This is a genomic window from Mycobacterium sp. 94-17 (assembly GCF_035617725.1).
GTDB lineage: Bacteria > Actinomycetota > Actinomycetes > Mycobacteriales > Mycobacteriaceae > Mycobacterium.
Genome location: NZ_JAPIYN010000009.1, coordinates 15,793 through 33,887, shown reverse-complemented (window position 1 = coordinate 33,887; position 18,095 = coordinate 15,793). Strand labels below are relative to the sequence as shown.

Below are 18,095 nucleotides of genomic sequence, written 5' to 3'. Positions count from 1 at the left end.
CTACACGACCGGCGGGCTTTGCACCACCGCCGCGCCGACCTGCTCTTCCAGCAGATCGGCGGCGCGGGCCACACTGTCGGCGGGTGTGCTCAGCCGAGGCGCCAGCTCGCGGGCGCGGGCGGCACAGTCCGGTGTGAGGATCATGCGTAGGTCCGCGACCAGCGAGTCCAAGGTGCTCTCGGCAAAGGCGCGTCCGGAACCGACCTGCAATTGTTCGACGGCGGCCGCCCACATCGGCTGGTCCCACACCGTCCACAGGATGAGGGTGGGGACTCCGGCGCGCAGGCCCGCGGCCGTGGTGCCCGACCCGCCGTGATGGACCACGGCCCGGCAGGCCGGGAAGACGGCCGCATAATTCATCGCCTCCACCACCTTGACGTGATCGATCAGCGGGACGTCGGTGAAGTCATTCGCGCCGCTGCAGATCAACGCCCGCTCGCCCAGCTGACCGCAGGCCGCGCTGATCACCGCGACCGTTTCGGCGGGAGAGCTGACGGGCGTGCTGCCGAACCCGCAGTACACCGGTGGGGTCCCGTCGGCTATCCAGGACAGCACCTCGTCGTCGGTGTCGGTCGGCAACTCCAGGGTCAGGGAACCGACACAAGGACGCCGGCCACCGGGTTCCAGCCAGTCGGCCGCCGGCGCAGGCAGGCACAGCTCGTCGTAGCTCTGGATTTCCAATGGCCCACCCGCCGGTCTCGTCGGCGTCCTTTCGGGCAAGCCCAGCGCTCGACGCTGGGCGACGTCGGCATCCTGCGTGATGCTCGAATACAGCGGGCTCGACGGCATGATCCGCGCCGGGAAGACGTGCAACGCGGCGAGCGGAACGCCGTGGTGTTCGGCGACGTTGGCGGCGAGCGCCTGATCGTTCATGTGCGCCACCAGCAGGTCGGCACCGGTTGCCAGCGACGCCAGCGTCGCGCTCTTGTCCATCCAGATCCGGGTCACGCGTTCGACGATGTGCGACAGCCCGCCGACCCCCCATTGGAGGGAGCCGAGCAACTCCTGAGCCACACTCATCCCTTGTTGCGTGTCCGGCCCGTATCCGACGGCGGCGAGCCCCGTCGACTCGACGAAGCCGGTCAGGTTGGGCGGGACGGCCAGGCGCACCTGGTGGCCCCGCCGCATTAGCTCCCGGCCGAGGGCAGCGCAGGGTTCGACGTCGCCGCGGCCGCCGTAGGCGGCCAGCACAATTTTCATCACCAGACCTCACTTGCGGGGATGCCACAAATCCAAGCAGAACCGGCGTATCCAGGTCCGCCTGGCGCCCGCCCCGCACGGCTGAGCTGCGCTTTTGGCGCGATCGGGCGAGGGAAGACGGACCGGGGAAGATTGGCGACACCTGTTGTTCCCCGTCAAGGTCGGGGCTGGAGTGATGTGCGCGATACCGGCCGAACGCTCGCGCATTTCCGCCGTGATGTGCAGGTAACGTATCGTTAACCCTCGGCAACAATTTCGCTGTAATGGTTAACTTGGGAGCGCCTGCAAACGAGTGAGAGGCCGGTCCGCCAACGCGAGGGACTGCCTTCCTCATTGTGTTCATTCGAGGCACTGGCAGCACCGGAGGGGATGCGAGTTGTTTGCTGCTTGGTTGGCTACCCACATTCGACGCGCATCGTGGCCGTCGACGCCCTCGCGGCCCTGACAGCGATCGGAGGAGAACGACATGGACTTCGCAGTACTACCGCCGGAGGTCAACTCCGCGCGGATGTACGCCGGTCCGGGGTCGGGACCCATGCTGGCGGCCGCGATGGCCTGGGACGAGTTGGCCGCTGCGCTGCAATCGACCGCGGATTCGTATCAGGCCGAGATCACGGCCTTGACCTCCGGACCGTGGGTTGGCCCGTCGTCGGTGTCCATGGTCGCGGCGATCACCCCCTACCTGGGGTGGATGAGGACCGCAGGCGCCCAGGCCGAGGAAAGCGCCAACCAGGCCAGAATCGCGGCCTTCGCCTACGAGACCGCGTTCGCCGAGACGGTGCCGCCGCCGGTGGTCGCGGCGAACCGCACCCTGCTGGCGACGCTCGTCGCGACCAACATCCTTGGGCAGAACACGCCGGCGATTGCCGCCACCGAGACCGAGTATGCGCAGATGTGGGCGACCGACACCGCGGCCATGTTCGGCTATGCCGGCACGACCAGTTCGGCGACGCGGCTGACGCCATTCTCCGAGCCGGACCCGACGACCAATTCCGATGCCGCACAGTCCGAGGCGGTGACTCAGGCCACCGGAACCGCTGCCGGAAGCACGCGCAACGCCGTGACGAATCAATCTTTGTCGGCGGTACCGAACCTGCTGAGCGCGGCGGCGGTGGACCCGAGCGCCGTCTCCGATCCGACATCCGGCCTGGACACCTTGGCCGATCTCATCTCGGTCTTCCTCGACGCACCGGCCAGCGTCACCGGCCTGGGCATCGACGCGCCGGGGACACTGATCACCCTGCCCTTCGACGTGGCCGGCGCTCTGACCGGTTTCCACACCGATGACATCGTCAGCGGGTGGGCCGGAGTGCAGCCGTGGCCTGGAGAGGGCCCGGTGCCGCCGTCGCCGTTCCCGGTCATCACGAACCCGGCGGGCGGATTCGGGTCGCTGGCGTCCGCGGAGCTGGGTCAGGCCAACAGTATTGGCAGCCTGTCGGTGCCATCGGGCTGGGCGGCGGCCGCCCCGGCCATCCGCCCGGCAGCGTTGGTTCTTCCGACTGCCACCGCCGGCGCCGCGACGGAAGCCGCGGCCGCGGCCGCCGCCGCGCCCACCGGCGCGGGAGGCCTGTTCGGCGAGATGGCCGTGGCGAGCATGGCCGGGCGCGCCATGGCCGGGACCGGCGGCGCTCTGGGTCGCGAGCGGGCCCGGGCGGGCGATGCCGTCAAGGCGCCGCGCGAGCCGGCGAAGGATCAGCCCGACGAGCCGACACCACCGCGGGTTGCCGCGGGTGGTCCGATCACGAGCATCGCCGCCGAACTACGCGAACTGGCGTCGCTGCGCGATGCCGGAATCCTGACGCAGCAGGAATTCGAAGAGCAGAAGAAACGCCTGCTGCCGGGCTGATCCGGGCCCGGACGCCGGTGACGTCCTGCCTTACGGTGGGCGACCCAAGCGTGACCACCGCAGCCCGCCCCTAGTTCTCCGCGTTCGGCGTGGGACTCTGCGCAGATTCCCACTTGGCCTCGGGCGACCGTGTCACCCGGGTGCCGGCCGCCAAATCGAGCTGAAAGGTTTCCCCGCCGTCGGCCTCGAAGGTGATGAGATACCCCGCGTCGGTGGAGTCCTTGAAGACCACCTTGTAAGGCTGTTCACCCGACCCGCGGTCCACGGCGATGATGTCGCCAGGGCTGACGTCGTCGATCAAGTCGTTGCCGGAGACTTTGGACATAGCCTCGACGTTAGCCGAAACGACACGGCGACCCTGTGTCGCGCGCGGTGACCGTTCTCACCTAGGGCTGTAGGAAAGCCTTGATGGCGCGGCGCTCGTCCATGGCCCGGTAGGCCTCAGCGACCTGCTCGAGGGGCAGGCGCAGATCGAATACCTTGCCGGGGTTGATTCGTCCGGCGAGCACCAACTCGATCAGCGAGGGCAGGAAGTGCCGGACGGGGGCGGGTCCGCCGCGCAGCCCGACGTGGGTGCTGAACAGTTGCTCGCCGGTTATCGCGACGTCGTGCGGGACGCCTACGAACCCGACGAAGGCGCCCGGACGAGCGGATCGGATCGCTTGCTGCATGGCCTCGCCGGTGCCCACGCATTCGAGCACCGCGTCGGCACCGACGCCCTCGGTCATCTCCTCGATGACGGCGACTCCGTCGTCACCGCGTTCGGTGACGATGTCGGTGGCGCCGAACTCCCGGGCCAGCTTCTGCCGCGGCTCGTGGCGACTCATCGCGATGATCCGCTCGGCACCCTTTTCACGAGCGGCCAGCACCGCGCACAGCCCCACCGCACCGTCTCCCGCCACGGCCACGGTCATGCCGGCGGCCACGTTGGCCGCTTCCGCGGCGAACCAGCCGGTGCCCATCACATCCGACAGGGCCAACAAGTCCGGGATCGATTCCTCGTCCGGGTGATCGGCCAGTGCGACGAGACTTCCGTCGGCCCAGGGGATGCGCACCGCCTCCGCCTGGCAGCCGCCCATCAACACGCGGTGCACACACGCAGTCTGAACTCCGTTGCGGCAGTTCGGACACGTCCCATCCGAGGCGAAGAAGGATCCGATGACGAACTGGCCGGGTTTCACCGAGGACACGTCGCTGCCGACGGCTTCGACGACACCGCAGTACTCGTGCCCGAACGGTTTGGGCTTGGGCACCGGGTTGATCCCGCGGTAGTCCCAGAGGTCCGAACCGCACACGCACGTCGCCGCGGTGCGGATGATGGCGTCCGTCGGGGCGATGATCTCGGGTTCCGGCAGTTGTTCGAAGCGGACATCACCGGCGCCGTAGATGACAGCTCCTCGCATCACGCCTCCCTTTCGAGGTAATGGACGCCCAGATACCCGCGAGCGATGGCCTCAACCGGGCGGTGGCGCCGGCCACGGTACCGCCGGATCGCCGGCCCGCGCACCGCACCGGACTTCGAATGCGAAACATAGTGCGCCGCTTGTGAACTCAATCCAGCCACCACGTTGTCCGATGTCCGGCGAGTCACGCGGGTCAGGCGCGCGGCGCGCCCTGGTTGACCTTGTTGGCGGCAAACGTCGCGGCCTGCGCGGTCATCCCGGCGTCGATGTAGGACACGTGCGCCATGATGTTGCCGCCGCCGGAGCAGATCGGATCATCGGGCGCGCACAGGCTGATGACCTTGGAGCCGTACGCCGGGTTGATCGTCGGCAACGGCTGGCCGCCCCACAACATGCTGGAGAACTGGCTGGTGGGCTCGCCGAAGAGGGCGACGGCGGCCACGTGGTCGGCCACCGAGGGCGGCATCGCGTTGGTGGCCAAGTCGATCACCGTCGAGCCCTGGGAATAGCCGCCGAGCACGATCCGCGAGTTCGGGCAGCTGGCCACGACGTCCTGGATGTGTGCGCTCGCGTCGTTGGAGCCGGCGTTGGCGCTGTTGTGGTAGTCGTCGTTGGCGGGGTAGTTCACCGCGTAGACATCGACGGACTTGCCGCCGAGCTGGGACGTGAGCGAGTCGACGAACGCCTGCCCGATGTTGCCGAGCCCGGGTTCCTGATGGGTGCCCCGGGCGAAAACCACCGCGACGTCCGAGCACCCGTCGGCAGCGGCGGTGGGGGTCCCGATGGGTGCGCTCAGCAGCGCCCACGTCGTCACAACCGCGATACCAACCCAGCGAGCAAATCTGCGTGCATTCATGCCGAAATCCTGTCACATCGTCGGCCACGGCCGTGCCCGCGGTTGACCCACGGGCAACGGGCAACGTGTTCGATCCACGAATGACGTTGCGGCGCAACGCCGCGGCTAGGGCCCGCAGGCACGGATGCGAATGGGGCCGGACCAGTCGCCGTCGGGGTCGACGATCCTGCCGCGCTGCATGATCTCCACGGCGCCCGATCTGGCCAGGCGCCGCGCGGCCGCCCTGGTGTCGTCCATCAGCTCGCGCCAGTGGTCGCCGCCCACCGCGCGGGCCGCGTCCGACGGGCAGGTGCTGCTGCTCGGGCCGCGATGTTCAGCCAGTGCACGGATCGAGGACTCGATGCGTTGCCGCATCGGCCCGTCGCCGAGGGCCGTTTCGGCGTGCTCGGCGCCGCGACCCCCGTCGGCGCGCACGCGGCTCAGTTCGGCACGCAATCGCTCGCTCACGACGCCGGCACCGGCCCTCACCGGCCCCGCCACTGCGGCTTGCGCTTCTCGGCCCAGGCGCGCAGCCCCTCGGCGACGTCTTCGGTGGCACCGGCCACCTTGCGCATGGTCTCGCCGAAGCGCACGGATTCGATCCAGCCCATGTCGGCGGTTCGCCACGCCACCTCTTTGGTCGCCCGCTGGGCCAGCGGTGCGGCCTCGGTGAGGGTGCGGGCCCAGGCTTGGGCTTCGGCCTGCAGCTGGTCCGGTTCGACCAGCTTCCACACCAGGCCGATCTCCTTGGCCCGCTCGGCGCTGATCGGTTTTCCGGTCAGCAGCAACTCCATGGCGTTGGCCCAGCCGACCCGGTGCGGCAACCGGATGGCTCCGACGATCGTGGGCACCCCGATCGACACCTCGGGGTAGCAGAACGTGGCCTCGGTGCTGGCGATGACGAAGTCGCAGAACAGCACCCCGGTCACGCCGTAACCGATGCATGGACCGTGCACCGCGGCGATGGTCGGTTTGAACAACTCCATGCCGGATTCGAACGAGTTGATGGTCGGCTTCTCCCAGAACGTACCGCCGAAAGTTCCGACCGAACCTTCGCCGTCCTTGAGGTCGCCGCCCGCGCAGAAGACGCTGCCGGTGGCCGTCAGGATCCCGACCCACGCGTCCAGGTCGTCGCGGAAGCGATCCCAGGCGGCGTTGAGGTCTTGGCGGAGCGCGCCGTTGATGGCGTTGCGCGCGTCGGGACGGTTCAGCGTGATGGTGGCGACGTGGTCTTGCAGCTCATAGGTGACCAGACTCATGACTGCAGACTATTGCGCCGGGTCCTGGGAGCAGGCCCTAGGCGGGCAAAGCGCGTCTTCACGGCGTTCGCGGGCGGCGAAAATCATGGAACATCGCCAGTCGCCCAACGGTTTTCGCCGGCAGACGCTTGACGTCGTCGAAATGCACATGCACCCGCTCGAAGGCTTTGACCCGTTCGGCCTTGACCTTTTTCGTGTAGGTCCGCCGATCCGCCACCGTCAGATCGGCGTCGTCGCTGAACGCGCCCAGCAGTGCGCGCGGGTAGAGCCGCTCGACCAGGACGACGTTGATCTCGGCACACATCACCAGCGCCACCGACGCGAGGAACAGGAACGCCAACGCACCCAGCACCAGTGCGAACACACTGTTGGTAGCGCTGGCCCTTTTCACGGTGTGCGCCACATAACCCGCCCCGAACCACTGCAGCATCTGCCAAATGAACGCTGCGGCAACCGCTCCCGGCAACACCTGCCGATACGTCAGGGCCCGCGCGGTCGTCACCCGAAAGGCCACCAGGCAGATCAGCGCATTGATCGCCACCGCCACGAGCGCGAGGCCGATCTTGCCGAAACCGCCGAGGGCCCCGGTGGCGTGGCCCGCGGCGGCCAGCACGGTGGCGGCGATGGCGGCCGAGCCGAGCACCAACAGCAACATCAAGCTGCGTACGCGGGATCGGATCGGGTTGGGCCGCTTGTGTTTCGGGACCGCCCACACGGTGTCCATCGCGTTCTGCAGCGCCTGCCCCACACCCAGACCGCCGTAGAGCGCACCGAGCAAGCCCACCAACACGCCCACCGTTCCTCCGCTGAGGCCTTCGGGGTGGTGCAGCTGGGCGCCGAGCACGGGGAACTGGCTCAACGTGCTGTGCAGCACCTGGGCCTGCAGGTCGGGCCGGCCGGCCAGCACCACCCCGAGACCGGTGGTCAACAACAGCAGCAACGGAAACAGCGACACCAGCCCGTAGTAGGTGATCAGGGCGGCCAGGTAGCCGCCCTGATCGTCGTTGTACTTGTAGACAACACCGATGATCACGCCGACGGCTCGATTACGCCGCTGCAGCTCGTCCAGCCAACCGACCATCGCTGATCACTTCCCCCACCAGCCGGCATCCCATCCGATGCACTCGCCATGTGGTACCCGCATCCGCCGGCCGTCAACCCAGCCGGTCACCCGCTGGATCGGCTGTTGCCGGCCGGTTTCGTGCGAGCGTTGGTGATACCACAAAAGCTGACTTGTCTCGGGAGGCGCAGGTGTAACGTCCGAGTTTGCTGTTCAAGAGCAGGAAGCATTCACCGTGGACATGGCAACAGACCAACCGCCCATGGATTGGGCCGAGGCCCGACCTCTGCTCAGGTCGGTGCTGCGGCCGCAAAGCTACGTCAACCACCTGGTCAACACCGGGGCTCAGCCCTGGGTGCGGCCGGTGTTCCCGTTCATCAACGAGATGGTCGTAGTCGATCTGCCCACGGTTCGGGCCATGGTGACCCCGGCCGAGACGGACGGGTGGGGCATCAGCGGCGATCAAGCGTTCGCGGCGGCCAGGGAGAACCTTTCCGCGCGCCAGCAGGCGTTCGAGCCGGGGGCGAAGTTCCTGCTGAAAGACGCGGACGGCGGCACCTATGTCGACTCGATGATCCTGGCGACCGGTTGGCTGGGTTCGCTGGCGGTGGCAGGCGGGCCCCGCCCACTGGTGTTTTCCCCGGGCGACGGGGTGTTGCTGCTGGGCACCGACGCACCCGAGGACGCCGCAGACCTCTTCGAGACCGCCGAGCAGATGTACCTCGATGCCGATCAGCCCGTCTCGCCGCAGGGTTACACCATCGCGGGCGACATCATCGCGCCGTTCGATCAGGCCGGCCCGCACCCCCTGCGGGCACTGGGGTTGCGGGCCCGAACCCTCTTGGTTACAAGGGAATACAGCCATCAGACCGAATTTCTGCGCGAGCATTATGAGCGTGAGCTGTTCCCGCAATACGTCGGCAACGCGCAGGTGATCGACACCCCCTGGGGCCCGCGCAGCACGACGACGTGGGGGCAGGGCATCGCATGGGAGCTGCCGCAGACCGATTACGTGACGTTTCTGGTGGGCGATCCGTCGAATGTGTCCCAGGCGTTCACCGTGCCCTTTCCGACGGTGGTGGAAGCGGTGGGCATCCTTCCCGTCGCGGGGATCAACCCGGTCCGCTACCGGGCCTCCGACTGGCCGGCGGCCGAGATGCTGGCCACGCTCAAGGCACACGCCGTCGACCTGCCGAGCGAGTAAACGCCCTAGTCCGGCGGCTCCTGTGCCGTGCCGCGGACAACCGTCTGGTCCCGCTCGGTGCGGTTGCCGGGCACGCCTTCGGCTTCGCTTTCCTCGGTGACCTTCTCCTCGAGCTGATCGACGATGTCTTCCAGCTCCTGACTGCGGCTCAGCGGATCTTTGTCGGGGTCGGTCATATCTCTTTCCATTGGCGTGGGAGGAACCAGGCCCCGGCGCGCCGGGAACCCGCCGCTATCCAATACCCGATCGCACGATCGCTAACCCGCCGCCGCCGAACAGGGAAGACATTGCGCCGCGCCGATGGAAGTATCGCAGGAGTGGCTACCGAGAAACCTCAGACCATCTCATACCCCGCTGCCGACGCGCGCCCGCGTCGCCATCATCCCGACCCGCTCGATCCGCACGTCATCGTCCTTTTCGGTGCGACGGGCGATCTGGCGAAACGAAAGCTGATTCCGGGGTTGGCATATCTGGACCAGTCCGATTTGGCACCCAACATCCAGATCGTCGCCACGTCACTGGAAGACCTGAGTCAGGACGAATTCCACGAACTCGCGAAGGAGGCGATCGAATCTTTCGGCACGCACAAGCTGACGTCCGAACAGTGGTCGAACTTCGCCAAAATCGTCCGCTACGTCCCGCAGGGCGAGGGTCCCGAAGCGTTGGCCGAGGCGGTGGCTCAGGCCGAGGAGAAGCTGGGTGCCAACGTTCGGCGGCTGCATTACCTTTCGGTCCCGCCCAAGGCGGCGCGCGCCGTGATCACGATGCTGCGCGACGCCAAGCTGGTCGAACGTTCGCGGGTGGTGATGGAGAAACCGTTCGGCACCGATTTGGCCAGTGCGGTGGCGCTGAACGACTTCGTGCACGAAACCTTCGAGGAATCCCAGATTTTCCGCATCGACCACTTCCTGGGCAAGGAGGCCGCGCAGAACATCCTGGCGTTCCGCTTCGCCAACGGCTTGTTCGAGCCGATCTGGAACCGCAACTTCATCGACCACATTCAGATCGACATTCCCGAGGAGAAGGGCCTGGAACAGCGGGCCAACTTCTACGAAGACACCGGCGCGTACAAGGACATGGTGGTCACCCACCTGTTCCAGGTGATGGCGTTCGTGGTGATGGAGCCGCCGACGGCGCTCGAACCGTTTGCCATCAGCGAGGAAAAGAACAAGGTGTTCCGCTCGATGCTGCCGGTCAAACCCGCGAACGTGGTTCGCGGTCAATACAACGGCTACCGCGACGAGGACGGCGTGGCAAGGGATTCCGACACTGAGACGTTCATCGCGCTCAAGGTCGGCATCGACAACTGGCGATGGGCCGGGGTCCCCATCTACCTGCGGACCGGCAAGAAGATGGCCGAGGGCATCCGCATCATTTCGATCGCCTTCAAGGAGGCCCCGCGAACGATGTTCCCGCCGGGCTCCGGGGTGGGCACCAAGGGGCCCGATCACCTCACGTTCGACCTCGCCGACAACTCGAAGGTGTCGCTGTCCTTCTACGGCAAGCGGCCCGGACCCGGCATGAAGCTGGACAAGCTGTCCATGCAGTTTGCTTCGCAGGAAATCGAGACGGTGGTGGACGTGCTGGAGGCCTACGAGCGACTGATCCTGGACGCGATGCGGGGCGACCACACCTTGTTCAATACCGCCGAAGGCATCGAATCATTGTGGGAGCGTTCGGAAGATCTGCTCACCGATCCGCCGCCGGCCAAGCTGTACCAGCCGGGCACGTGGGGACCGAATGCCATCCACCAGTTGATAGCGCCCAATGCGTGGCGGCTGCCGTTCGAGCGGGAGTGGCGCGAAGCCAAGTCCTAGCGGTAGCGCCGAAACCGCCGGGGCTCAGCTCAATTCGGCGCTGAGGTAACTGATCGCGTGACGGAATTCCTTGAGAATTTCATTGTCGGGCAACACGAATCCGTAGTCGGCATAGACCTGTTCGGTCGGGTGACGGGTGACGTTCCAGCCGGTGGCGCCCAGATGCTCGGCAGCGGGGCGGCGCTCCCCGAGCCAGACCAGCTCGGCGACGTCGATGTCCAGTCCATGCCGCCGCCAGGTGCTGCGCATCGCTCGGGCCCGTTCGTCGGTGAAGACGCTCATGTCGGTGATGTTCTCGGTGGCCAGCCGGCTGCCCGGGGCACTGAGCGCGGTGATGTTGTCCAACAGCCGGTCCTGGGCTTCGGGCGGTAAATACGGCAGCAGGCCCTCGGCGATCCAGGCGGTGGGAGCGTCGGCGTCAAAACCGCTGCTGCGCAACACTGTTGGCCAGTCATCGCGAAGGTCGACAGCGACGGTCCGGCGCTCGGCGGTCGGTTCGGCACCGATCTGGGCGAGGGTGTCGGTCTTGAAGGCGATGACCGCGGGTTGATCGACCTCGTACACCACCACGCCCGACGGCCACGGCAGCCGATAGGCCCGCGCGTCCAGCCCGGCGGCCAAGATGACGGCCTGCCGGATCCCGGCGGCGGTGGCGGCGCCGAAGAAGTCGTCGAAAAACCTCGTCCGCGCCGCCATCTGCTCGCATCGCTGCCGCAGCGTCAGCGGCATGTCCTCGGTGTCGAGCGGGATCTGGCCGTCCAGCATGCGAACGAAAAAGGGGTGCCCTACCGCCCGCACCAACGGCTCGGCGAACCGGTCGTCGAGCAGCGGGTCGGGCTCGCGCGACGCCAGCGCCCGCGAGGCCGCCACCATCGTCGCGGTCGCCCCCACGCTTGAGGCCAGATCCCAGCTGTCGCCCTCGGCGCGCGCCGAGCCCACTGATGACATTCGTCTTCCCCTTCCGGATCCACCCCGCCGCGTCGGCCGATTCAGCCCCGGCGCCGTCCGCCACCGGCGACTGCACCACCGGTACTGAAGGGTACTTTCTGCCTATGCCGTGCGCACCGCGCACCCGTCGCGCAGGCATGTGACTGCCGCCCCGCTGCCCGACGACCGGAAAGTGAACTCCCTCCATGGCACCGACTCTGCGCCCGCGCCGATCCGCGCTGTATCTGCCCGGCAACAAGCCTCGCGCGCTGGAGAAGGGCAAGTCGTTGCCGGCGGACGTGCTGATCTTCGACCTCGAGGACGCGGTAGGGCCCGATGCGAAAGCCGATTCGCGGGCGACCGTGTGCGAGGCGATCTCGTCGCCGGGCTACCGGCCCCGCGAGGTGGTGGTGCGTGTCAACGGGTTGGACACCGAGTGGCACGACGATGACCTGGCCGCCGTGGCCGCATCGGCCGCCGACGGCGTGCTGGTGCCGAAAGTCGAGACGGGCCAACAGGTTCAAGCGCTGGCCGACACGCTCGAGTCCGTGGGCGCGCCGCCGTCGCTGCAGCTGTGGGTGATGATCGAAACGCCCCGGGCATTCCTGCGGGCCGAGGAGGTCGCGTCGGCCAGCGACCGCCTGGCCGGACTGGTGGTGGGCACCAACGACCTGGTCAACGAGCTGCACGGCCTGCACGTCGCGGGCCGCGCTCCCGCGTTGCCCGCGCTCGGCCTGGCCGTGTTGGGAGCGAGGGCGGCCGGAAAGGTCATCTTGGACGGGGTTTTCAACGACATCACCGACGAAGGCGCATTCCGGGCCGAGGCCCGGCAGGGCCGCGAGATGGGATTCGACGGCAAGACCCTGATCCATCCGTCGCAGATCACCCCCGCCAACGAGCTGTTCGGTCCGTCACTCAAGGAGCTGGAAGACGCCCGCAAGATCGTGTCCGCGTACGAGCAGGCGCAGGCCGTCGGGACCAGCGTGATCACGGTCGATGGCCGCATGATCGAGAGCCTGCACGTCCGCGACGCCCAGCGGCTGCTGGCCCTTGCGGATGTGATCGCCGAAATGGAATCCGCCCCGTAGGGTGCCTGGACATGTCGAGCGCGTGACGGCCGCCCACAACGGGCGGGTATCGCCGGCCACACGGTAGGTTGAACGCGTCCGGACGACTCGAGAGGAGATGACGTGGGCCAGACCGCGGCCATGGCCGAGGCCGACCGCGCGTGGATGATCGACACGCTGCTCGCGCTGTTGCAGACCCCGAGCCCGTCGGGACGCACGGACGCGGTGATGCAGCTGATCGGCGACATCTTCGACGACTTCGGGGTGCCGTTCAAGCTGACCCGGCGCGGCGCGCTGACCGCCGAGCTCCCGGGTGAGTCCCCGACCATCGACCGGGCCGTGGTGGTGCACTCCGACACCATCGGCTGCATGGTCCGCGAGCTCAAGGACAACGGCCGCCTCGAACTGGTTCCGGTCGGCACGTTTTCGGCGCGGTTCGCGGCGGGCGCCCGGGTGCGCATCTTCATCGACGACCCCGACGAGTTCATCACCGGCACGGTCATGCCGCTGAAAGCCAGTGGGCACGCATTCGGCGACGAGATCGACACGCAACCCACGGATTGGGAGCACGTCGAGGTTCGCATCGATCGCAAGGTGTCCACGCGGGAGGACCTCGTTCGGCTAGGCCTGCAGATCGGCGATTTCGTGGCGCTGATCACCAGCCCCGAGCTCACCGCCGACGGTTTCGTCGTCTCCCGTCACCTGGACGGGAAGGCGGGGGTCGCGATCGCGCTGGCCCTGGCCAAGAACTTCTCCGAGAACAAAGTGGTGTTGCCGCACCGCACCACGATCATGGTCACCATCACCGAGGAGGTCGGCCATGGCGCCAGCCACGGCCTGCCCGCGGACGTCGCCGAGCTGATCTCGGTGGACAACGCGGTGTGCGCGCCCGGCCAGCATTCCCTCGAGGACGGCGTGACGATCCCGATGGCCGACTTGCACGGCCCGTTCGACTACCACCTGACGCGCAAGCTCTGCCGGCTCGCGCAGGAGCAGGGAATTCCGTTCGCCCGCGACGTTTTTCGCTACTACCGCTCCGATGCCGCGGCGGCCATCGAGGCCGGGGCCAACACCCGCGCCGCGCTGGTCGGCTTCGGCCTCGACGGCAGCCACGGCTGGGAACGCACCCACATCGAGTCGCTGGAAGCGGCCTACAAGCTGCTGCACGCCTGGCTGCAGACACCGCTGACGTTCGCCAAGTGGGATGCCAAGCCGACCGGCAGCCTGCGCGACTTCCCCTCGTCCGAGCAGCCCGCCCCCAGCGAGCGCTGGGTGCCGTTGTCCCGTGGCGATCACGAGAGGCCCGGCGACGCGGCGCCCGGGACGCACTGGCCGCCGGAGGGCCCCCAGGCCTGAGGCCGCTACATCTGGACCCAGACGATTTTCGTCTGGAGATAGGTTTCGATGCCGGCCTTGCCGGACTCGTGGCCCCAGCCGGACTGTTTGTAATTCGCAAGACATTCGGAAGAAAGAAACGCGACCGCGCGCTCAGCGGCCGCGGGCCATCCGGTCGGCACGCCAGCACCGGGACTGCATGGGAATGTCGATCGTGTCGGCCCCGGGAAAACGCTCCGTCAAGACCGCGCGAGCCCTGGCGAGACGTTCGGCGCGGTCGTCGGGGGACGCGATGATCACCCGGCTGTAGGTGCCGATCATCGCGACGATGTCGTCGACGTTCATGGTGCGCACGAACGTGAACGTCTCGCGGGCAATGTTGTGGAAGATCTGCGGATCGGGCAGTACGACGTTCTCATGGCGCCGGCGGAAACGATCGGGGGAGTCAGCGGCGGGCGCGTCGTCGCCGGGCAGCACCTCGAGGTCGCGGACCCAGTCCACGTCGCGGTCCCGGCTGGTCCAGATCAACCCGAACCGGCCGCCGTCGCGCAGCACCCGGCCGATTTCCGGCACGGCCCGGTCGGGATCCATCCAGTGCCACGCCGACGAGACGAACAGCGCATCCGCGGATTGGTCGGCGAGGGGAATCGCCTCGCCGGTGCCCTGCACGGCGCGAACGGTGGGGGATCGTTCGGCCAGGACCGCGCGCATCCGCGCGTCGGGTTCGACGGCGATGACGTCCGCCACTCTGCCCACCAGTTTGCGGGTGAACAGCCCGGTGCCCGCACCGACGTCGACGGCCACCGCACACGGCGAGGGCAGCAACCAGCCCACCGCCTGGCGCGGAGGGCGCGGCCGCAGGCCGTCGTAGTCTTCGGCGATCGAACCGAAGGACATCGCGCGTTCTTGACGATCGGTCACACGCGACAAGGTAATCCAGCTCGCTGTGCATGACATGTGAGACCGCGACGCGTCACCACAACGCGCTGTGATTGATGAGCGCGTCGCCGATGAGCCCCGTCCCGAAAATTAAGAACAACAGCCGCACCGATATCGGGCCGTAGCGGGTGAGGGCACGCACGATGGCGCGCTGAATACGCTTGGCCCGCAGGCTTTTCCTCGTCGAGAGGGCAAGGATCAGCAGCGGCGGCGAGAGCGCGATCGCCCAGTACCCGATGATGACCAGCGGCCACAGCGGCGGTCGTGGGTGCAGGGCGGCGAGCATCGCCAGGCCGGTCAGGTAGGGCACGGCGGTCGGGGCTTGGCCGCTGCCCACCGCGAGCCCCAAAAACCCGAGCAGCCACGGCCGTTGCCGCATCGCGGCCAGCGCCCACCCGGGTGCCGATGATTGCGCGGTCAGCGGGAAGTACGCCAGACCGATCAGCACGAGCCCCAGCAGCAGTTCGCCCCGGAAGCGAATCGCCGGTGTCAGGTGGAAGTCGAGCACCTCGGTGACCAAGCCGAGGCCCAGCACCGCGCACATCCCGAACGTGGTCGTCACCGCGAACACGCCCGCGATGTAGCTCAGGGCGCCGGGCATCGGTGACCGGCGACCCAGTCGGCTGTCGAAGATGACGGCCGAGACGACCCCCAGGTTGAGCACGTTGAGCGAGTCGAGAAACGCCAGTCCGGCAAGCGCCAGTGCCAGTGCTACCACGCGTCGGTACCGGGCCTAGCGTGCGGATAGCCAGGCCGCCCGCAGCGGGCTGCGCACTGACCACGACGACACGATCAAGGCGGCGATCATGGTGCAGACTTTAGTTCGTTGTCGCCCGTGATCGCGCTCACCGTGGGCGATACGGGGGCGCCGGCGTCGGGGCATGCATCGGGCGGCATTATCGATGCGTGGGCTTGCTGGACAACAAGATCGCCGTCATCACCGGCGCCAACTCGGGCATCGGGCTGGCCACCGCGCGGCGGTTCATTGCCGAGGGCGCCGGCCGCGTGTTCATCACGGGCCGGCGCCGGCCCGAACTCGACAGTGCGGCATCCATATTGGGCCCGCGTGCCACCGCGGTGCGCGGCGATGTCGGGACGCCGGAGGACGTTGACCGGCTTTATGCCGAGGTCGCGGCCGCCGGCAAGGGCCTCGACATCGTGATGGCCAACGCCGGTTCCACCAGGGTGGCCCCGCTGGGGGAGATCACCGACGACGACCTCGACGCGCTGCTGACCACCAACGTCAAGGGAGTCGTCTACACCGTGCAGAAAGCACTGCCGCTGCTCAACGACGGCGCCTCGGTCATCCTGACCGGCTCCACCACCGCGGACCGGGGCCGGGCCGGGCTGAGCATCTACGCTGCCACCAAGGCGGCCGTCCGGTCGCTGGCCCGGGCGTGGGCCAACGAACTCGCCGATCGCAACATCCGGGTCAACGTGATCGTGGCCGGGTCCACAGCCACGCCGGGAAGCAACGCTTTGGCCGCGCAGACCGATCCCGACGCTTCGATCGAAGAGTTCCGCGCCGGTCGGATCGCCACGATCCCGCTGGGCCGCTTCGCCGACCCTGTCGAGATTGCCAATGCCGCAGTCTTTTTAGCCAGCGATCTGTCGAGCTTCAGCACCGGATCCACGGTTACTGCCGACGGCGGATTCAATCAGGTGTGACCTTCAGGAGATAGTCGGCGTCGTCCGGATCGGTCAGCATTCTGGTGAGCCGTTTGCGGTCGAATGGCCAGAGGTCGATGTGGTCGTCGTCGGTGAAGTACCAGGAGTTGCAACCGGTGTTCCACACCGTTGGACCCATCGCCTCGCTGACGTCGTCGGCGAAGCGGCTGGTGGCTTCTTCGGTGATTTCCACAGTGGTGATCTCGCCGTCGCGGAATCGCCGCAGCCATCCCACAATGTAGCGTGCAGTCAGTTCGGCGACGAGTTGCATGGCCAAGACCCCCGTCGGCGAGTTCGGGCCCATGACGGTAAACAGGTTGGGAAACCCCGGGATTGCGGTCATCGCCCATGCGCGAGGCCCTTTCGATCAGGCGTCGTCGATAGAGAGTTCATCGCGGCCACGCAGGTTCATCGGACGCATGTAATTGTGCGCGTGAAAGCCGGTGGCCAGCACGATCGCGTCGAGGTCATGGTGCACGCCGTCAGCGGTTCGTATGCCGGTGGGCGTGACCGCCGTGATGGGCACGGTGACCAAGCTGGCGTTGGGCTTGCTGATCGCTCGGTAATAGCTGCCGGATATCACCTGTCGCTTGCAAAACGGTTGGTAGTCGGGGGTGAGTCGAGCGCGGAGATCCTTGTCGCGCACTTGAACTCGCAGGCACAGGCGCGCATAGCGCTGGGCCAGCCGTCGTCGCCAGGTCGGTTTGGTCACCAGGTCAACGAACAGGTCGGAACCGAGGCGCTGCGCCTGGTCGACCGATCGCCCGAGCCCTGGCATTACCGCAAGAACCCGACCGACGAGACGCGGCTGCGGTAACCCCATCGGCATCCACATCACCCACTGCGGGCTGCGGACGAAATGAGTGATGTGCGCCGCGTGCGGCTGTATCGCGGAAAACACCTGAACGCCAGTAGATCCGGTGCCGATAACCGCGATACGCTTTGCCGCCGCGTCGATGCCCGTCCAACGGGCGGTATGCGCAACGGGTCCGGCGAAGGAATCCAAGCCGGGAATGTCCGGGGTGAAAGGATGGTGCAGCACACCTGTGGCGGCGACGAGGAAGTCGGCGTCGAGCTGCTCACCGCCGGCGACGCACACCCGCCACCGGTTGTCGGCGAACACCGCCGAGGTGACCTCGCAGCCCAACCGCAGATGTTGACGAAGGTTGAGGCTTTCGACAACGTCCCGGTGATACTGCTGTATCTCGTCCCCGGTGGCCCAGACGTTCTTCCAGTCGGGTTTCGGCGCGAATGCGAATTGGTAAGCATGCGAGGGTATATCGCACCTCAGGCCCGGGTATCGGTTCCAGTGCCAGACGCCGCCGACGTCTGAACCCTTTTCCAGGATCGTGAAGTCGGTGAAGCCGGCTTGCCGCAGGACATGGGCGACGGCGATGCCGGCCATACCGGCCCCGACGATCACGATGCGAGGATTTCTGGGTCGAGGGAACGGCGCAGTCATGCAAGCCCTTTCGCATCAACCGTGACCGGCGGTGATCGCAGCCCCCGCAGTTTCCGGAACCGAAAGCGATGTG

17 protein-coding genes and 1 pseudogene are annotated in these 18,095 nt (G+C 67.4%); 6 read left to right on the top strand and 12 right to left on the bottom strand.

The genetic code is table 11. The features are described from left to right. Nucleotides 1–1,200, bottom strand: a complete 1,200-nt coding sequence (locus OQ789_RS12480; protein WP_324686131.1) for a glycosyltransferase — start codon at nucleotides 1,198–1,200, stop codon at nucleotides 1–3. 466 nt (nucleotides 1,201–1,666) lie between these two features. On the opposite strand from OQ789_RS12480, the gene OQ789_RS12475 reads away from it, so the two are divergent. Continuing rightward, nucleotides 1,667–3,046, top strand: coding sequence for a PPE family protein, SVP subgroup (locus tag OQ789_RS12475; protein ID WP_324686130.1), 1,380 nt, complete (start codon nucleotides 1,667–1,669; stop codon nucleotides 3,044–3,046). 70 nt (nucleotides 3,047–3,116) lie between these two features. Here OQ789_RS12475 and OQ789_RS12470 read toward each other — a convergent pair whose 3' ends face one another. The 6 genes from OQ789_RS12470 to OQ789_RS12445 all read right to left on the bottom strand — a co-directional run bounded on the left by OQ789_RS12470 (nucleotide 3,117) and on the right by OQ789_RS12445 (nucleotide 7,624). After that, the gene (locus OQ789_RS12470) at nucleotides 3,117–3,371 is read right to left on the bottom strand and encodes a hypothetical protein (protein ID WP_324686129.1); all 255 of its coding nucleotides are present in this window, start codon (nucleotides 3,369–3,371) and stop codon (nucleotides 3,117–3,119) included. Between the two features lie 61 nt (nucleotides 3,372–3,432). Then, a complete protein-coding gene (locus tag OQ789_RS12465; RefSeq protein ID WP_324686127.1) occupies nucleotides 3,433–4,449 on the bottom strand; it encodes a zinc-dependent alcohol dehydrogenase family protein in 1,017 nt (338 codons plus the stop codon). A gap of 193 nt (nucleotides 4,450–4,642) precedes the next feature. Further along, on the bottom strand, nucleotides 4,643–5,305 hold the full coding sequence (locus OQ789_RS12460; RefSeq protein ID WP_324686125.1) for a cutinase family protein: 663 nt from the start codon (nucleotides 5,303–5,305) through the stop codon (nucleotides 4,643–4,645). A 105-nt stretch (nucleotides 5,306–5,410) separates the two neighbouring features. Next, nucleotides 5,411–5,752, bottom strand: coding sequence for a DUF3253 domain-containing protein (locus OQ789_RS12455; RefSeq protein ID WP_324686124.1), 342 nt, complete (start codon nucleotides 5,750–5,752; stop codon nucleotides 5,411–5,413). 17 nt (nucleotides 5,753–5,769) lie between these two features. Next, the gene (locus OQ789_RS12450) at nucleotides 5,770–6,543 is read right to left on the bottom strand and encodes an enoyl-CoA hydratase/isomerase family protein (protein WP_324686123.1); all 774 of its coding nucleotides are present in this window, start codon (nucleotides 6,541–6,543) and stop codon (nucleotides 5,770–5,772) included. Nucleotides 6,544–6,601: 58 nt separating this feature from the next. After that, on the bottom strand, nucleotides 6,602–7,624 hold the full coding sequence (locus OQ789_RS12445; protein ID WP_324686120.1) for a YihY/virulence factor BrkB family protein: 1,023 nt from the start codon (nucleotides 7,622–7,624) through the stop codon (nucleotides 6,602–6,604). A 214-nt stretch (nucleotides 7,625–7,838) separates the two neighbouring features. Here OQ789_RS12445 and OQ789_RS12440 point away from each other — a divergent pair, with 214 nt between their 5' ends. Beyond that, nucleotides 7,839–8,807 (top strand): hypothetical protein, encoded by a 969-nt coding sequence (locus tag OQ789_RS12440; RefSeq protein ID WP_324686119.1) that lies wholly within the window; start codon nucleotides 7,839–7,841, stop codon nucleotides 8,805–8,807. Nucleotides 8,808–8,812: 5 nt separating this feature from the next. Here the strand turns inward: OQ789_RS12440 and OQ789_RS12435 are convergent, their stop codons facing one another. Then, nucleotides 8,813–8,995, bottom strand: coding sequence for a hypothetical protein (locus tag OQ789_RS12435; RefSeq protein WP_324686117.1), 183 nt, complete (start codon nucleotides 8,993–8,995; stop codon nucleotides 8,813–8,815). A gap of 129 nt (nucleotides 8,996–9,124) precedes the next feature. On the opposite strand from OQ789_RS12435, the gene zwf reads away from it, so the two are divergent. Then, on the top strand, nucleotides 9,125–10,624 hold the full coding sequence (gene zwf / locus OQ789_RS12430; protein ID WP_324686115.1) for a glucose-6-phosphate dehydrogenase: 1,500 nt from the start codon (nucleotides 9,125–9,127) through the stop codon (nucleotides 10,622–10,624). Nucleotides 10,625–10,648: 24 nt separating this feature from the next. On the opposite strand, the gene OQ789_RS12425 is transcribed toward zwf, so the two are convergent. Further along, on the bottom strand, nucleotides 10,649–11,572 hold the full coding sequence (locus OQ789_RS12425; RefSeq protein ID WP_324686114.1) for a class I SAM-dependent methyltransferase: 924 nt from the start codon (nucleotides 11,570–11,572) through the stop codon (nucleotides 10,649–10,651). Between the two features lie 185 nt (nucleotides 11,573–11,757). On the opposite strand from OQ789_RS12425, the gene OQ789_RS12420 reads away from it, so the two are divergent. Beyond that, nucleotides 11,758–12,639: a CoA ester lyase gene (locus OQ789_RS12420; protein WP_324686113.1), complete on the top strand. Its 882-nt coding sequence runs from the start codon at nucleotides 11,758–11,760 to the stop codon at nucleotides 12,637–12,639. A gap of 102 nt (nucleotides 12,640–12,741) precedes the next feature. Further along, nucleotides 12,742–13,974: an osmoprotectant NAGGN system M42 family peptidase gene (locus OQ789_RS12415; RefSeq protein ID WP_324686111.1), complete on the top strand. Its 1,233-nt coding sequence runs from the start codon at nucleotides 12,742–12,744 to the stop codon at nucleotides 13,972–13,974. 132 nt (nucleotides 13,975–14,106) lie between these two features. Here the strand turns inward: OQ789_RS12415 and OQ789_RS12410 are convergent, their stop codons facing one another. Both OQ789_RS12410 and OQ789_RS12405 read right to left on the bottom strand, forming a co-directional pair. Then, complete coding sequence (locus OQ789_RS12410; protein ID WP_324686109.1) at nucleotides 14,107–14,874, bottom strand: class I SAM-dependent methyltransferase; 768 nt, start codon at nucleotides 14,872–14,874, stop codon at nucleotides 14,107–14,109. Between the two features lie 52 nt (nucleotides 14,875–14,926). After that, nucleotides 14,927–15,610 carry a GAP family protein gene (locus OQ789_RS12405; protein ID WP_324686108.1) on the bottom strand — a complete coding sequence of 228 codons (684 nt, stop codon included), beginning with the start codon at nucleotides 15,608–15,610 and terminating at the stop codon, nucleotides 14,927–14,929. A 188-nt stretch (nucleotides 15,611–15,798) separates the two neighbouring features. Between OQ789_RS12405 and OQ789_RS12400 the strand changes: the two genes are divergently transcribed. Further along, nucleotides 15,799–16,560: an SDR family NAD(P)-dependent oxidoreductase gene (locus OQ789_RS12400; RefSeq protein ID WP_324686106.1), complete on the top strand. Its 762-nt coding sequence runs from the start codon at nucleotides 15,799–15,801 to the stop codon at nucleotides 16,558–16,560. Here OQ789_RS12400 and OQ789_RS12395 read toward each other — a convergent pair. Continuing rightward, nucleotides 16,547–18,022 (bottom strand): annotated as a pseudogene (locus OQ789_RS12395) (flavin-containing monooxygenase). The gene OQ789_RS12400 and the pseudogene OQ789_RS12395 sit on opposite strands and share 14 nt — an antisense overlap. Between the last annotated feature and the right edge of the window lie 73 nt (nucleotides 18,023–18,095).

Bases quoted from the DNA above. Each gene is read 5' to 3' on its own strand.
- OQ789_RS12475 (WP_324686130.1), top strand. From the start codon at position 1,667: ATGGACTTCGCAGTACTACCGCCGGAGGTCAACTCCGCGCGGATGTAC.
- OQ789_RS12435 (WP_324686117.1), bottom strand. From the start codon at position 8,995: ATGGAAAGAGATATGACCGACCCCGACAAAGATCCGCTGAGCCGCAGT.
- OQ789_RS12470 (WP_324686129.1), bottom strand. From the start codon at position 3,371: ATGTCCAAAGTCTCCGGCAACGACTTGATCGACGACGTCAGCCCTGGC.
- OQ789_RS12480 (WP_324686131.1), bottom strand. From the start codon at position 1,200: ATGAAAATTGTGCTGGCCGCCTACGGCGGCCGCGGCGACGTCGAACCC.
- OQ789_RS12460 (WP_324686125.1), bottom strand. From the start codon at position 5,305: ATGAATGCACGCAGATTTGCTCGCTGGGTTGGTATCGCGGTTGTGACG.
- OQ789_RS12420 (WP_324686113.1), top strand. From the start codon at position 11,758: ATGGCACCGACTCTGCGCCCGCGCCGATCCGCGCTGTATCTGCCCGGC.
- OQ789_RS12465 (WP_324686127.1), bottom strand. From the start codon at position 4,449: ATGCGAGGAGCTGTCATCTACGGCGCCGGTGATGTCCGCTTCGAACAA.
- OQ789_RS12425 (WP_324686114.1), bottom strand. From the start codon at position 11,572: ATGTCATCAGTGGGCTCGGCGCGCGCCGAGGGCGACAGCTGGGATCTG.
- OQ789_RS12445 (WP_324686120.1), bottom strand. From the start codon at position 7,624: ATGGTCGGTTGGCTGGACGAGCTGCAGCGGCGTAATCGAGCCGTCGGC.
- OQ789_RS12450 (WP_324686123.1), bottom strand. From the start codon at position 6,543: ATGAGTCTGGTCACCTATGAGCTGCAAGACCACGTCGCCACCATCACG.